This window comes from Alkalibacterium sp. s-m-28, assembly GCF_054658175.1.
On sequence record NZ_BAAGIQ010000316.1, the window covers coordinates 1 to 353 of the forward strand.

Annotated in this window: 1 protein-coding gene; it reads right to left on the bottom strand. The window is 34.6% G+C overall.

Annotated elements, in window-relative coordinates; translation table 11 throughout:
- Positions 1 to 353, bottom strand: a 353-nt coding sequence (locus tag ACYQ4S_RS12480; protein ID WP_459771496.1) for a transposase, incomplete at both ends; no start/stop codon positions are given.

Below are 353 nucleotides of genomic sequence, written 5' to 3' on the forward strand. Positions count from 1 at the left end.
TGTGAAGATAATCTTTGCGTGTATCCTTAATTTTCTGATTCAGTTTAGCTACTTGGATTCTGGCTTTTTGATAATTCTTTGCACTTCTTAGGTCAATGCCTTTATTCTTAGCTTGAATGCGTCTTCTGACTAATCTTTTTTCCCAGTAATGCAGATGCTTCTTATACTTTCTGTGCAAATATAAAGAAGGGTATTTTGTCCCGTCAGAAGTAATCGCTAAATCAGTCAATCCTAAATCTACCCCAACTATTTTGTCTGTCTTAGGTAAGTCTTGGTTTTCGCACTCTACTAATACAGAAATATAATAGTTGTTGTTGGATTTACGGGTAACAGTAACTGATTTGATGTTGTTA